Raw genomic sequence first — 14,285 nt, 5'->3', positions numbered from 1 at the left:
CCAGGCTTGTTTTATTTATCAAATAACCCTTAACTCCAGACTCATTGTATGATTCACCCCATCGAAGCGGTGGGTGCATTCATCGACCAGAAAAGGCTGATTGATTCCATACTCGGCAATTTGAATGCGTACATAGCAACCTCCCCGGACCCGGATATCGCCTAATGCTTCAATTTTAAGGGATTTCGTCTCCCGATTCTTAAGAGTGAGTAGATTTTTAAGCATTTCACTAATTTGGGCCTCGTTCATCTCTTCATCTATAGATTGACAAAGCTGCAGCACTCCCCATTTGGCTATATTGGCACTGCAGGGCTTTTCGTAGGGTTCCCGTTTACCGGTTTCTTTATTGTCCTTATATAAATTGATGACATTATACGTATCAGAATCAATAGAAACCTTATGACTGAAGTCTGTCATCAGGCTATGATCACCAATGATAAAATCCAGGAGAAAATCCTCAACATTCCGAATGGTCAGTGCGCCAAAATCATCAAAGAAGACATAGTTCTTGCCTGTATTAATGAGCGTCAGGTCCAGCGCCTTACAGATCATATCCATCAGCTTCTGATTGTCTTCGGAGAAAGTCGGTATCCTATACTTTGTATCATCAATGCGGCCTGTCTCAAGTTGGAACCGGGCAGCTATTTCCCTGACCAGCTCCGAGACTGTGATATTCGTATAAATACTAGTATCACTGGCCATAAGATAGCGCAGCTGATCATAGCAAGTAATCTTCACCGCCTCATCCTTACCTCCGTCTATACTAAAGATATAACCATAGAAGACATTAGTACCATCTTCCATCTGGACATGGACAATGTTCCCATTGGCGTACTTAAATGCCAGTTCCTGAGCGGGTGCATTTTTGATGAGCGTAAAATCTAAGCTACCAGCCTTGCCGATCCGGCTTGTTTTCCAATTCACATCAGCGACGATCTGAGAGATGTCCCATACGTTTCCGTCTTTATTGTCGATCACGATTTTCAGCATCTTTTATTCCCTCCCTTCATCTGAACCTATTATGGCAGTTTCAACACCCGACCGATCTGCAGCCGCCTAATTTCCGCGTCCGTGATGTCATTTAGCTTTTGTATTTCCGGCCAGCGGGCACCATTGCCCAAATGCTTCTGAGCCACCGCCCACAGGGTATCCCCAGCCACCAGTGTATAGGTCTTAGGGGGCTTGGTTTCGTTGGGCCTGACCGGTGCCGGAGGCGGCACTGCCACTGTGGAAGCTGATTTATCAATAAGATCTTCTATAGGCACCTTTTGTGCCGCATAGGGGACGTAACTTTTGAGCTTAAGGGAGTATTCAAGATCTCCTGAACCGCCGGCAACCTCTTTCCAGTCAAAGCTCTCAATACTAGCCAAAGTGTTGATCTCAAATCGGTCCGAGGTAAAAATAAAGCGGATGGGTTGTTTAGACTCCATCCACCTGATGATAAGCTGGACATATTCGATAGGCTGCAAGAGTGTTTGAACTGTCACAAAGGGATAGCGCTGAGCTGGAAAGATGCTGCTGAATCCGTATTCAATGCGCTGGGGATTCTTAATAATGTTGATCTCACCCAGGGCGATGATGTCATAAGTTTTGTTGTTGCCGGACTTACTGGCGTCAAGGCTTCCCGGCATGACGGGAAGCTCGAAGGATTCGTCCCGGTTGTTGAAGCTGAGTTCAATGCTATAAGACATTGGAATCACCTGCCTTTCAAGGGTAGTGTTTATCCATACACTGCTGATGCCGACGATGCAATATCTTTCTCCAGCATCATCTTAATCTTTGCCACAATAGTATCCGCATCGCTTCCGTTGCGGATGTCTCCTGTAGTCACGGATACGGTCGGTGTCAAGGTTACAAAGTTCTGGATGTTCTTCATTTCCGCCAGCTCCCGCATGATCTTCAGATCTTCACTGGAGATATCTACGGTGTCATTGATTTTGCCGATTTCGCCCACAGAATCAATAGTGTTGTTCCAAGGTCCGTTGTTGTTCCAGATCCCAGAGCCTTCATTTGTCCCCGGGTCAGGGTCTGCAGCCACCCTTTGGGCTGCACGGCTATTCAGCATTTCCTGCACTTTTTGTTCTCGCTCTGCTGCTTTCTGCGCAGCATCCTGCTCCATAGCTTTTATTGCTACATCCCCTGCTAGTCGAATAGCTGCTGCATCTTTAGCCAAATCTTTGACATTAAGATCTGCATAACCCATCATCTGGAAGTTCGTACCAAGAAGGTCATTTGATTTATTACGAAGCCAATTTATACCATCAATTACGCCGTTAATCAGGAATTCCATTATCTCCAATGCCCCAACACTCATGTCCCAAAACGTATTGACAACAGCCATTTTAATTTTCTCAAAGAAGATAGGGACTTGATCAAAAAAGTTTAATACCGCATTCCATGTTCGCATTACACCTGCCGCAAAATTATCATTAGTTTTCCAAAGATGATGTATATAAATGACGAGTCCTATGATTAAAGATATAATGAATAGTATTATGTTAGCTCTCATAGCCGCATTTAAGCTTCGCCATCCTGCACTTAAACCATTAACCGCGGCAATTTGGGCCGCTACCGCCAGTGTCATTATGCCTGTATTTATCGCCGCAACTGCCTGTGCTACTGCATTCATTTTTGATATTACAAACCATGCCGTGTAGGCGGCGACAATCCCCCAAACAATTGGCTCAATAATGGACCAATTCGATGATATAAAGTTTACTACTTGGAATAGTACTCCAAAAAGAGTCAGAATTATATTAATCGCTATATTTACCCCATAAGCTAAATTGTTAAAAAACTGCATCCCCTCGGTCGTGTCTAACCAGACACTTAATTCTTGTATACGTTTTGTGATTTGTTGCAACGGACCATCCGCTTCATTGAGTTGGCCAATCCAGAAAGAGAATTTATTTCCTAGGACTGTCATTGCCTCGCTGAAAGTACCTGGAGTCTGAAGAAATAAGCCGTTTATTCTTTCTTCTTGATTTTCGAGTGCTGTTACAATTCTGTCTGCTGTCAATTCACCTTCAGCGCCCATTTGCCTTATCTGTTCTACAGATACACCGAGACCTTCAGCAAGTATATTGGCAAACATCGGAACAGCATTTTCAATATCCACTAGCTCACTATTTCCCATTACTCCGTTTCCAAGAGCTTGTGACATTTGAAGGGTAGCCGACGATTTATCGGCAGCATTTGCTTGACCTGCTGCAAGCAACTTATTAAATCGCTCAGCAAAACCAAGCATATCTTGAGTGCTTTTAAAAACCCCTTGAGTACCCATTCCAGCCTTAACTAAAAGGTCCGCTGTTGCAGTATAGCTTGCTCTTGTGTCATTCGCGACTTTCAAAACCTGCTTTTGAAGGTCTAACAAATTCCACGTGCCATCATTTATCATGGCAATCCTTGAATTGACTGAAGTGACATCATCTGCTAGTGTCATTACTTTATTGACGCCACTCCATACCCGCTCCATGAGTGCTATGCCCTCATTAGCCAGCGTTATAGCCCCGCTTATCCTATCTATTGCTGTTGTTCCAGCCTGCGCTGATTGGTTAAATCTTTGCTGCGCTCTATTTGACTCATCAATAGCCTCACTTGTCCCATCTATTGCTACTGTTCCGGTCTGTACTGATTCATTAAATACTTGCTGCACTCTATTTGACTCATTAATAGCTTGCGTTACTTGCTTTTCTGCTGAAATCGTGAATTCTATTTCCTGAGTGATATCTTGTACTGACTGTCTCATAGCCATGGATACGTTTAGTGAAGATGCTGATGAAAATGTTGATGAAAATGTCGATGCTAATGTTGATTCTAACGTTGATGCCAATGTTGATGCTGATATAACTGTGGCCATAGCCCAAACCTCCTTTCGCCAGCTAAACTTTTATCTACACAAAGAACACACCCGTTTTGGGAGTGGTTTATTTACCATTGTATATTACCTACTACTTCTTTTTCATCGCACTTTTTTCAGCTTTTATTCGCTCATCAATACAAGCTATTACAAATGCTTTTTCTTTGTACGGCAGAGTTAAAAATTCACTTGGAAATTTACTGAATGTGTGGAGGGCATAATAAGCGTAATTAGCCTCGCCATCTCCCTCCCGAATTAGTTTTTTGCTTCTTCAATATCCTCTTCAAATGTTTTGTCGAAGCCACTAAGGGTTTGAATTTGGTTTGCTAACTCAGCAATTTCACCAGCCAGTAACACCTTGTTTAAATATTGCTCAGGAGTAATGCAGCCCATCTTTTGGATACTGTTTGCATCCTTAAATTCAGGATTAATTGTGTGGTTAATAATAATAGTCTCGTTGAATTTTCTGGTATCAAAATCAAAACTGCCTCCCTTTTTCGTTTTAATTGTTGTAGCTTTTTTTCTTGCTTCTTCAAATTCAGCGTTAGTCATAGCCTTAATCTTAAATCTTAATGGACTGCCGTTTTCATCTTTAAAACGATCAGAGATAATAACCTCATTAACAACATTATCAACTGGGTTTAGATTTAGAAACTCTTGTAATGTACTCATTCTTCATCTATCCTTTCTTTGTTTAAATCATCTTTGACTAACTGGACGGTTGATATATGGAAAGGAGACCAGACTTTCCTTTATCTGATCTCCTGATTATCTCACAGCATGATCTAACCTCAAAAAAACTCTTTTATCCCGTCACCGGCCGGCTGAACTGATCCAGCATATCAATATCCTCGAAGGTAAAGGGCATCTCCTCTTCCAAAGGATCGTCTGAAGTGATATCAAAAGACGCTGCTGTAACGCTGTCCAGATTGCAGCCCTTAAGCACAACAGTCTGCTTTCCTACACCCGAGGCCGGGTCCTCATTGACGATCTGAAGATCAAAGTAGAAATCCCGCCCGGTTTTCACATAGTCGATCATCAGCTGCCTGAACAGGCTCGTAATATAATAGATCGTCAGGGTCCCACTGCCGGTCCAGCCAGCAGCCTTCTTTCCCACATTCGTCCTGCCGAGAATAGGCACATCCGCTTTATTCTTTTCGATAGTTGCCTCAATGGATTTAGCATAAAACAACTCTTCCACCCGGCCATTGATCGTAGCAAAAGCTTTGGCCTGTTTGCCGCTCACTGCGTCTTCCACTCTTAAAAATGCCATCTTATCTCACCTGCACTTTCTATTTAATCCGCACACGAACATAAATCTTTTCAATGCTGTCTACCGGCCATGCGTAAGCCTCAATATAGACCCCATCCACATCGTTTCCGGGCTGGACTGCCAGATCAGTCTGACCATCAAAATTCTTAATTGCATCAATATCCTGCAAAGTGTTCATGTAGTTAATGCACTCTGATTTCAACAGGTTCCGTCCCTCTGCATTATTGGACACTTTACCAATATAGAACTTAGAAAAAATCCGCACAAAATCACTGTTGATTCCATCCAGGACCCTGATCACCCGGTTCTTGGCGAACTGTTTCCCTTTATCCGCCGTGAAACCGGTCAGTGTGTTAATATCCTGTTCCACCAACGCCTGGTTGTCATTAGCGGTAAATAAAAATTCCCCCGCCTGCAAAGCCGCGATGATCTGTGCATTGGTATACCGGGGGGACACATCAACAGCCCCATCATAGCCCTGATAAGTGAGGGATTCGTTCACCCGTGCCCCTGCCGTGGCACCGGCTACCCACGCTGTCGCCTGAGCGGCCGTCAAGGTAGTTCCATCAGCGAGCACCACACCGTTTTTAACACTTAGCACACCCTCATAGTCAGCCGCCGGATAGTTTTCGAGAACGACCTGGATCTTCTTCCCTTCGTCATCCCGGAGCCTTTTGGCAAAGGCAGTAAAGGTGGCTTTGAGCGCATCATCAGTGCTGGGGAGTGCAATCGTGTTAAAGTCGAAAATCTCCACAGCAGCCAGATAATCGATATAGGCCTGGTTGGTCACGGTTCCGTCAGACCCGTTCACCAGTGAAGCACCTGCTGTTTCCGTTAAGGCTCCAGTACCGGAAAAGATGACCCAATCATTTGCCGCAAGGCCGGCGATATCAGACACAGTTTGCTTATCGAGCTCGGCTCCATCCACTAAGGTGGACACATCAAACTTTGTCTCATCATCGATATTTTCCTGGATAACCAGGGCAATGTCGTTGCCACGGGCTCCACCCCACTTGGCCGTTACCGTCAAGTTTCCGACCGTCACCGCCGCCTTCGTGCCGGCGTTCAGCCGGTAGAGAAGCAACGTCTTGGCCCGTTTCAAAGCCTCATTGATCAAGCGTAATTGGGCATCCATGATGGAGTACCCCAATTTTGGGAATACATCCTCACCGGCTTCGATGGTGATCATTTTACCGGGTTCGCCCCAGCTCAGAATCAGGGGCATGGATACAATCCCCCGTTCCCCCAAAGTCCCTGCCGCTTGGGGCTCAGATTTGAAATTGATATACACGCCGGGTCTCACCTTGTTTTGAGCTGTAAATGTTCCTGCTGCCATTTTTATTTAGCCTCCTTTGTTCGAAAGTCCTCAGAAATTGAGATAACCTCACTCTTGGTATAGCTGGCACCGTCCTGAAGCAAAGCCTCCAGCACATCCCTTTGCTGCGCTGTGAATTGCTTCGATTGCAGGATCTGCAACTTTGAATATACTTTTTCAATAAGTTCATCTTTCTTAGCCACGAATAAATCCCTCCTGTTCCATGGTCTGCATCAGTGGCTCCAGTGTCGCCTCTTTTATAACCTGGAAATTATAATCCACAAAAAAATGCAGTACCCCTTCGATGAGTTCATGTCGCATTTTCGTGCCTCGCATTAGTCCGCCGCCCTCGTCAACCACTGGGATCAACTCCATTGCTTCGTACAGTTGCTCAGCCACATCGTGCATGTCATGATTTTGTCTATTCCCCTCACCTTCTCCGCCTTCTCCCTCATCTACCACTACCGGGAAGTAGCAAATATCGAAAGAGTGGTTCCGTTGATATCGCCGGCCAAGAAGCTGATTCTGCGACACCGGAAAAAGCTTGACAAAAAAACAAGGCTTATCAAAGCCTTGCCGGATCTCTTCGCCATAAACAGAGATGCCGGGGAAATGTTGATGCAGTATTGTTATCACACTGTCCCGGATCCCATTGACTGTAATAGCGCTCATTGGATCACCCCCTTCGGCAGTCGGTCATTCATGATTTGCCTCATTGCCCAGCTATTTTTCTTTCCGACATACGTCCCGGTAAAGCCGTAGTTCTTCTGATAGGCCATCCTCACCTCCTAAAAAAGGAAAGGCGCCAATCCCTCGACGCCTTTCACTGGTACCATAATACTACGGAAATGGTGTTAAATACTTCGCAAATTCTACACTTATATTAACCTCATCCTTAAAGCAAACTTCCTGATTATCCTTTTTTTATCTCCATAGTATTTTGTTTGCCCTATGTGCAACTCACCGATGATTCCAAAGTCTGTATAGCAACTCTTAAAATACTTCATCTCCACTAACCGTGTTTCCTCTTCCGACAACTCTGCTAAGACATCCTCGATGCACATCACAACATCTTTCATCCTTCTAACTCTCTGTTCATTAGCAATAACCCCTGCTACTTCATCATATGTTGGGTCACTGATCCGATTCTGTGCAAACCTCCCCGTCGGGTCTTTGCCAAGCCCCGATTTAGCACCTCTATACAGCATCTCTTTATCGTATTCACCAATAAGTTTTTTATAGGTCCGATAATTCCTAAGTTCTGCCTCGACATATTGGTGAATATGCTTCTCAATTCTTTCTTCCACCGCCGCTCCACTCCTTTATCTGCTCACACCAACTCTATCAGCTCACTGGAACATCGCACATCCACCAACATGTATTGCTGTGGTGCCCGCGTGACCCATAGTGAAGGTGCTCTTTACAACGCTTAAAAATTAATAGTTCTATTTATTTCACTTCTGATTTCTTCTATTCGCTTTACAACGTCTCTGAGGGAAATGCAATCTGATTCCCTGATTTGACGCTTCACAAGTTCCTTAAGACAATGATTGAGATCTGAGCAATAAGCAACTACTTTCAATTCTTCCTGCCCCTTTGTCTTTTTACCGTTACTAACGAATTTTGTGTTAAGAATATATTGGTATTCATCAGAGGTGATGCAGTATTTCTCATTTATATCGATTCGCATACTATCTCTCCACCTTTATATCCAACTTCTCCGCGCTCCGCCTGGAAGAGTTTTTTCCTGTAGGTTCAATCCATGGTAATCTATTCATTATCCCATCCCTGCCAATTCATTTAGATTTGCATCATTGACTATAGGATCAGTAGTGGTTTTCTAGTTTGTATAACCGCTTATGTTAGAGAACCACTACTGATCCTACTTAAGTAATCCATACAGCAGACAACTTCAACTTGATTATTAATGAGCTGATGTACTGACTTGGCGAAACATGATATACTAAGTCAGAGATTATTTTTATTCCGCCCGTTAGATCTGCCAGGACTTGCGGGCATTTTCTTTTTTGTCAGGCATTTTCATTAGCCTGACTTCCCTTCAATAGAAATGAATTCTGCATTTGCCTTTTTTCTTAAGCATTGTGGTTCACCTCCACCTTTTCCCTTTGGATAGTCAGAGCTTTATGGTCCCTCCCCTGACTAATATCTCAGCCCACTTGCTTTTAGGAAGGTTATCCAACTTTCGAGTACGATAAGACGTGATTGCCTTAAGCCACTGCAAAGGTTTTATTCTATACAGCCTGCAACCGCTCATTCACTTCACCTCCCATTCCGATCGATAATTGCTAAAATAACTACTGGCAAGGGTATCTTTGATGTTGACGTTCACACCGACGGAAAGAGTTGCAATCCTTGAAGCTTGGTTTTCACCAAACACATTCTCACCTCAACTTCATATTTCATGAACCCCCAACACCACCTTACTTCACAAATTGTGATGTGTCAACATCTTTTATTCATATTTCATGAATATTCATCTTGATTAAGATCATAGTTATCTATATAATCAACACAAGGGAGTGGTTATCAATGGAGGCAATTAAATTGAGGGTGGCGGAAAACCTACGCAAATATCGCGAAAGAAAAGGTATAACCCAAAAACAATTAGCCGACCATCTAGGGGTCAGAGATAATACGATCTCATCATGGGAGAAAGGAACCAACTCTATCGACATCTCTACTCTTCTGAACATTTGCAATTTCCTAGAGATTAACCTGGACGATATCTATGGAATAAGTGACAAAAAAATATCCCCCGTTGAATTAACGGAGGATGAACTGGCTCTTGTCTCAAATTTCCGCAAGCTGTCTCATGATAACAAAATGAAAATCTTTGGAATGATCGAATTAAAAGCTTCCGAAGATGCATGATGGGAACTTATAAGAAACCTCTAAAAAATTAAGACTCGTGTTAGCAAAATGTTGGCTATAGCCACATCGCAACACGAGTCTTACTTATTTCAGGAATTTATTTGTGGTTTAAGGCTTTACATCATGCCGCCCATTCCACCCATGCCGCCCATACCAGCCATAGCAGCCGCACCATTATCCTTTGATGGGATATCGGAAACTAAGCACTCGGTAGTAAGGAGCATAGCAGCGATGGAAGCTGCATTCTGCAGGGCAGAACGTGTCACTTTAGCGGGGTCAACGATACCGGCTGCAATCATATCTTCATATGCTTCGGTCAGAGCGTTGAATCCTACCCCACGACCGCCATTGCGAACCTTCTCCACAACGATGGAGCCTTCAAATCCTGCATTATTGGCAATTTGACGGAGAGGTTCCTCCAAAGCACGGCATACAATAGCTACACCGGTCTTTTCGTCTCCGGTCAGCTTAAGGCTGTCAAGCGCTTTAGCAGCATCCACTAACGCGCAGCCACCACCGGCTACGATACCTTCTTCAACTGCTGCACGGGTTGCAGCTAAAGCATCTTCAATGCGGAGTTTCTTTTCTTTCATTTCAACTTCTGTTGCAGCACCTACTTGAATCACAGCAACCCCGCCGGCTAATTTAGCCAAACGCTCTTGAAGTTTTTCCCGGTCGAAATCGGAAGTCGTTTCGTCGATTTGCTTTTTAATGGCTTCCACACGGCTCTTAATATCATCTTGAGAACCGGAGCCTTCAACAATGGTGGTTTCTTCTTTAGTTACGCGAATTTGACGAGCACGGCCCAGCATATCAATCGTGGTGTTTTCCAGCTTTAAGCCAAGATCCTCGGTAATGACAGTACCACCGGTGAGGATTGCGATATCTTCCAGCATTGCCTTACGGCGATCACCGAAGCCAGGAGCTTTTACGGCAACGCAGGTAAAGGTTCCGCGAAGTTTGTTCAGAATGAGGGTAGCCAAAGCTTCACCTTCGATATCTTCGGCAATAATCAGAAGTTGACGGCCGGCTTGAACGACTTTCTCAAGAACAGGGAGAATGTCGGCGATAGCGCCAATCTTTTTATCGGTAATTAAGATGTAAGGATCATTTAAAATAGCTTCCATCTTATCGGTATCGGTGATCATATATGCAGAGAGATATCCCCGGTCAAATTGCATACCTTCGACAACTTTAAGCTCGGTGGTCATTCCTTTAGCTTCTTCTACGGTGATTACGCCGTCTTTGCCGACCTTTTCCATAGCATCAGAAATCAGAACACCGATATTGTCATCGCCGGCGGAGATAGAAGCTACTTGAGCGATGGATTCCTTGCTTTCAATGGGCTTAGCATTGGTTTTAATATCATCGACAACAGATTCAACAGCCTTCTCAATACCCCGTTTGATACCCATAGGATTAGCACCGGCAGCTACATTCTTTAAGCCTTCACGGATAATCGCTTGGGCCAATACAGTTGCAGTGGTGGTTCCATCCCCTGCTACATCATTGGTTTTGGTTGCAACCTCTTTGACAAGTTGAGCACCCATATTTTCAAATGGATCTTCCAGCTCAATTTCCCGGGCGATAGTCACACCATCATTGGTAATCAAAGGAGCGCCAAATTTTTTGTCCAAAACCACATTACGGCCTTTAGGTCCAAGCGTTACTCGGACAGATTCAGCCAAGGCATTAACACCACGCTCTAAGGCGCGGCGAGCTTCTTCATTGAAAACGATTTGTTTTGCCACCTGTAAGTTCCTCCTTAAAAATCCAAAATTCAAGAGTCAATAAGTAAAAAACACTGTGCAACGTCAAGTTCATTAAGTGAATAAAGCAAAGAATAGTGTTTTAGCCAATAACCGCTAAAATGTCAGTTTCCTTAAGAATAAGATACTCTTGACCATCATACTTTACTTCAGTACCGGCATATTTGGAATAAATCACGCGGTCACCCACTTTAACATCCAGGGCGATACGCTCTCCCTTTTCCATTTTTCCAGGTCCTACTGCAACGACTTCACCTTCTTGAGGTTTTTCCTTAGCGGTATCCGGCATAATGATTCCGCTTTTTGTCTTTTCTTCCATGGGGAGTGCTTTAATGACTACCCGATCACCTAGAGGCTTAATGTTCATTGAAGAAAGTCCCTCCTTAAGAGCTTAAATATTATTTTGATATTGTTAGCACTCATTCCTATTGAGTGCTAACATCATACTATAATAATATGCAAGGTGGATGAAGAAATCAAATCCTGTCATTTGCGTTTTTAAGAGATTTACAAGCGAAAACCTTCTATTTTCTCCTTATATCTTCCCCTTATTGCACCACTCTTAAATTGACAGAATCTCATCGCTTCGACTTGCATTCACTAAGCAATATATTGACCAGTCCCCGGGGGGTTTATTCATCCTGGGGCAAAAAATCATCACGACATCTAAGAAGAAGGGATATCCAGCCCTCCTGGCCAAATATCCCTTCCTCTAATTCTTTTCCGTGCCTGCTCAATTTTTACACAGAAAGTCATCAATGAGCACTTAACTTTTCATAGCGTTTGCGAATCTCCTCTATTGCCGAACCCAGAACGGCTTGAACCATAGAATGAGCGAGATTCAAAAGATAGACCTTTGTTTTACCGATCTTTAAACTTGAATCGGCATATTCTTGTTCAAGAAGAATCCCCTCTCTTAATGCGTAGCGAATAAGCTCTTTCACTTGGGATATAGTAACTCCCAGATGATCCGACAGGGCGAGCCTCGCTTTGGTGGAAGCAATATACGTCATGCTTAGCTGAAGCTGAGCTAAGATTGAGATTGCTTGTTCGAGATCCTTTTCAGGCTCATATTCCTGCGGTCGCTCCTGAGGGAGAAACTCGCCGAAAAAGTCTCCTGAATCACTAAAGGCTTGAAGTTCGTGGTGCATGCTTCCCTTCACGCCAATGACTTTAACATCTTTTCCCCAGGCCCTTACTTTGCGAACTAAAGGCAAAAAATCTCCATCCCCAGTTAGAAGAAGAAACACATCAAAGGTTGCGGTACGGGTCAGCAAGATCTCCTGCGCTTCCAATATGAGCTCCACATCCGCCGCATTCCGCCTTAATCCTGTACTGGCAAAATTGTTCTTTCCGTAAACATGGCGTGTATATACATGAATCTTCTCAAAGGAAGTCTGGGCACGCCAGAATTCTTCCCGATCGAAATTAGCATAGAGATAAATAGCAGATAGAACATAGTCATTTTGTTTAGCATACAGTTGAATGGATTCCATAAGGATTTCCGGAGTTAATTCATAACCTTGTTCAAAGAGTCCAGTCCATATATTTTCATAATCAATAAAAGCAATCGCCTTCAAAACAATGTCACCCCATTTCCACTTTCCCTTACTATAGAGTACGCAGGAAAAGGACAGGAGTGACAAGCAAAAAAAATTTTATATTAAATTGAATCTAAAAAACCTAAAAAATACGCTGAAGATGCCTATTGATGAACAGGCGCAGCACACTCGCTGGCCTCGCCTTTGAGGATCTGAATTCCATGGGGCAAAGCAGGGACAAGAGCTGCCCAACACTCCTTACAGGCCTTAGGCGAACCCGGCATATTGATGATTAAAGTCTGCTTGCGCAAGGCCGCTACTGCCCGGCTCAACATAGCCTTCGGAGTAATTTTGTAGCTTTCATAACGCATCACTTCAGCAATCCCAGGGACCATACGATCCGCAATAGCAATCGTCGCCTCCGGGGTGACATCACGCAGGGAGAAACCTGTGCCACCTGTGGTCAGAATAAGGTCTAAGCCCTCTTCATCAGCCCACTTTTTCATCGTTTGGGCCAAAAGTTCCCGATCATCCGGAAGAATGGTATAGAGAACAACCTCACCGTCAATCTCTTTCACCAGTTCCTTGAGAACAGCACCGGAAAGATCCTCTCTTTGCCCCTGAGATCCTTTATCACTGGCGGTTATAACTCCAACTCTCAACATTACTCCATCACCTCAACACTATCTCCCACACTTATAGGGCCGCCGTCCAGAACACGGATGAAGATCCCTTCCTTGGGCATAACACAGTCTCCCGCTTGATAATAAATAGCACATCGGGTGTGACATTCTTTACCGATCTGTGTCACTTCGCCCACGCCGGTTTCACCAATCTTTAATTTTGTGCCCAAGGGCAGACTAACCAGATCGATTCCTTCGGTGGTTAAATTCTCGGCAAAATCTCCCGGTCCCACATCAAGCCCCATATCCTGCATCTTCTTGATGCTTTCCATCGCCAGCAAGCTTACCTGACGATGCCAATCCCCGCCATGAGCATCTCCTTCGATACCAAAATTAACCTTCAGCACTCCCTCCCCTACATTTTTTTTCCGCATCCCTTTTTTCTCACTTGTACAGACTGCGATAATCTTCGCCATTATCGTTCCTCCTAATTCGCTTCAAATTAATTCGAATTTATCCCTTTAAATTATGCCCTTTAAGTGGTCTTCACGAATAAAGTGCCCGCTCTTGCCGCCGGTTTTCTCCATAAGCCGGATATCGCCGATGACCATGGTCTTGTCAATAGCCTTGCACATATCGTAAATAGTTAAGGCAGCAACACTGACAGCCGTAAGAGCTTCCATCTCAACCCCGGTTTTACCCGTGACTTTGACAATTCCTTCGATTTCTATGGTTCCGGGAGGAACAATTTCGAAATTCAGCTTTGCCCCTGTAATAGCCAGAGGGTGACACATGGGAATCAGATTTGAAGTTTGTTTGGCTGCCATGATTCCCGCGACCTGGGCCACCGCCAACACATCCCCTTTGGCAATCTGTCCTGAGCGAATCCTCTCCAAAGTCTCCGCCTGCATTTCTACTCTACCCCGGGCAGTAGCCACTCGGGTCGTCTCCGCCTTATCTGAGACATCCACCATACGTGCCCGGCCTTCTTCATCAAAATGTGTCAGTTCCAT

General features: G+C 44.2%; 17 protein-coding genes. 1 reads left to right on the top strand and 16 read right to left on the bottom strand.

Annotation, left to right across the window (positions count from 1 at the left end):
- Positions 1 to 18: 18 nt before the first annotated feature.
- The 10 genes from BUA14_RS07920 to BUA14_RS07875 form a co-directional block, all read right to left on the bottom strand.
- On the bottom strand, positions 19 to 990 hold the full coding sequence (locus BUA14_RS07920) for an XkdQ/YqbQ family protein (RefSeq protein ID WP_072772101.1): 972 nt from the start codon (positions 988 to 990) through the stop codon (positions 19 to 21).
- 29 nt (positions 991 to 1,019) lie between these two features.
- Entirely contained in the window at positions 1,020 to 1,691 is a 672-nt protein-coding gene (locus tag BUA14_RS07915) for a LysM peptidoglycan-binding domain-containing protein (protein WP_072772100.1), read from the bottom strand.
- A gap of 29 nt (positions 1,692 to 1,720) precedes the next feature.
- Complete coding sequence (locus BUA14_RS07910) at positions 1,721 to 3,859, bottom strand: tape measure protein (RefSeq protein ID WP_072772099.1); 2,139 nt, start codon at positions 3,857 to 3,859, stop codon at positions 1,721 to 1,723.
- 255 nt (positions 3,860 to 4,114) lie between these two features.
- On the bottom strand, positions 4,115 to 4,531 hold the full coding sequence (locus BUA14_RS07905) for a phage tail assembly chaperone (RefSeq protein ID WP_072772098.1): 417 nt from the start codon (positions 4,529 to 4,531) through the stop codon (positions 4,115 to 4,117).
- 133 nt (positions 4,532 to 4,664) lie between these two features.
- On the bottom strand, positions 4,665 to 5,132 hold the full coding sequence (locus BUA14_RS07900; RefSeq protein WP_072772097.1) for a phage tail tube protein: 468 nt from the start codon (positions 5,130 to 5,132) through the stop codon (positions 4,665 to 4,667).
- 19 nt (positions 5,133 to 5,151) lie between these two features.
- Complete coding sequence (locus BUA14_RS07895; protein ID WP_072772096.1) at positions 5,152 to 6,468, bottom strand: phage tail sheath family protein; 1,317 nt, start codon at positions 6,466 to 6,468, stop codon at positions 5,152 to 5,154.
- Between the two features lie 2 nt (positions 6,469 to 6,470).
- Positions 6,471 to 6,650, bottom strand: coding sequence for a hypothetical protein (locus BUA14_RS07890; protein ID WP_072772095.1), 180 nt, complete (start codon positions 6,648 to 6,650; stop codon positions 6,471 to 6,473).
- A complete protein-coding gene (locus BUA14_RS07885) occupies positions 6,643 to 7,119 on the bottom strand; it encodes a phage tail terminator family protein (protein ID WP_072772094.1) in 477 nt (158 codons plus the stop codon). Before BUA14_RS07885 ends, BUA14_RS07890 begins: the two co-directional genes overlap by 8 nt.
- 206 nt (positions 7,120 to 7,325) lie before the next feature.
- Positions 7,326 to 7,754, bottom strand: coding sequence for a transcriptional regulator (locus BUA14_RS07880; RefSeq protein ID WP_018213751.1), 429 nt, complete (start codon positions 7,752 to 7,754; stop codon positions 7,326 to 7,328).
- Positions 7,755 to 7,876: 122 nt separating this feature from the next.
- Positions 7,877 to 8,137, bottom strand: coding sequence for a DUF5405 family protein (locus tag BUA14_RS07875; RefSeq protein ID WP_072772093.1), 261 nt, complete (start codon positions 8,135 to 8,137; stop codon positions 7,877 to 7,879).
- 860 nt (positions 8,138 to 8,997) lie between these two features.
- On the opposite strand from BUA14_RS07875, the gene BUA14_RS07870 reads away from it, so the two are divergent.
- Positions 8,998 to 9,339: a helix-turn-helix domain-containing protein gene (locus tag BUA14_RS07870; RefSeq protein ID WP_072772092.1), complete on the top strand. Its 342-nt coding sequence runs from the start codon at positions 8,998 to 9,000 to the stop codon at positions 9,337 to 9,339.
- Positions 9,340 to 9,455: 116 nt separating this feature from the next.
- Here BUA14_RS07870 and groL read toward each other — a convergent pair whose 3' ends face one another.
- The 6 genes from groL to moaC all read right to left on the bottom strand — a co-directional run bounded on the left by groL (position 9,456) and on the right by moaC (position 14,285).
- Positions 9,456 to 11,090, bottom strand: a complete 1,635-nt coding sequence (gene groL / locus BUA14_RS07865; protein WP_072772091.1) for a chaperonin GroEL — start codon at positions 11,088 to 11,090, stop codon at positions 9,456 to 9,458.
- Between the two features lie 100 nt (positions 11,091 to 11,190).
- Positions 11,191 to 11,475, bottom strand: a complete 285-nt coding sequence (groES, locus tag BUA14_RS07860; protein ID WP_072772090.1) for a co-chaperone GroES — start codon at positions 11,473 to 11,475, stop codon at positions 11,191 to 11,193.
- Positions 11,476 to 11,863: 388 nt separating this feature from the next.
- Positions 11,864 to 12,688 (bottom strand): NYN domain-containing protein, encoded by an 825-nt coding sequence (locus BUA14_RS07855; RefSeq protein WP_072772089.1) that lies wholly within the window; start codon positions 12,686 to 12,688, stop codon positions 11,864 to 11,866.
- A 125-nt stretch (positions 12,689 to 12,813) separates the two neighbouring features.
- Positions 12,814 to 13,314: a MogA/MoaB family molybdenum cofactor biosynthesis protein gene (locus BUA14_RS07850; protein WP_072772088.1), complete on the bottom strand. Its 501-nt coding sequence runs from the start codon at positions 13,312 to 13,314 to the stop codon at positions 12,814 to 12,816.
- Positions 13,314 to 13,748, bottom strand: a complete 435-nt coding sequence (locus tag BUA14_RS07845) for an MOSC domain-containing protein (RefSeq protein WP_072772087.1) — start codon at positions 13,746 to 13,748, stop codon at positions 13,314 to 13,316. The genes BUA14_RS07850 and BUA14_RS07845 overlap by 1 nt, the downstream gene beginning before the upstream one ends.
- Before the next feature lie 45 nt (positions 13,749 to 13,793).
- Positions 13,794 to 14,285, bottom strand: coding sequence for a cyclic pyranopterin monophosphate synthase MoaC (moaC, locus tag BUA14_RS07840; protein ID WP_072772086.1), 492 nt, complete (start codon positions 14,283 to 14,285; stop codon positions 13,794 to 13,796).

Source organism: Desulfitobacterium chlororespirans DSM 11544, from assembly GCF_900143285.1.
Taxonomy (GTDB): domain Bacteria; phylum Bacillota; class Desulfitobacteriia; order Desulfitobacteriales; family Desulfitobacteriaceae; genus Desulfitobacterium; species Desulfitobacterium chlororespirans.
Note: the sequence above shows the minus strand (reverse complement) of the source record. Positions and strands in the feature narration are given on the sequence as shown.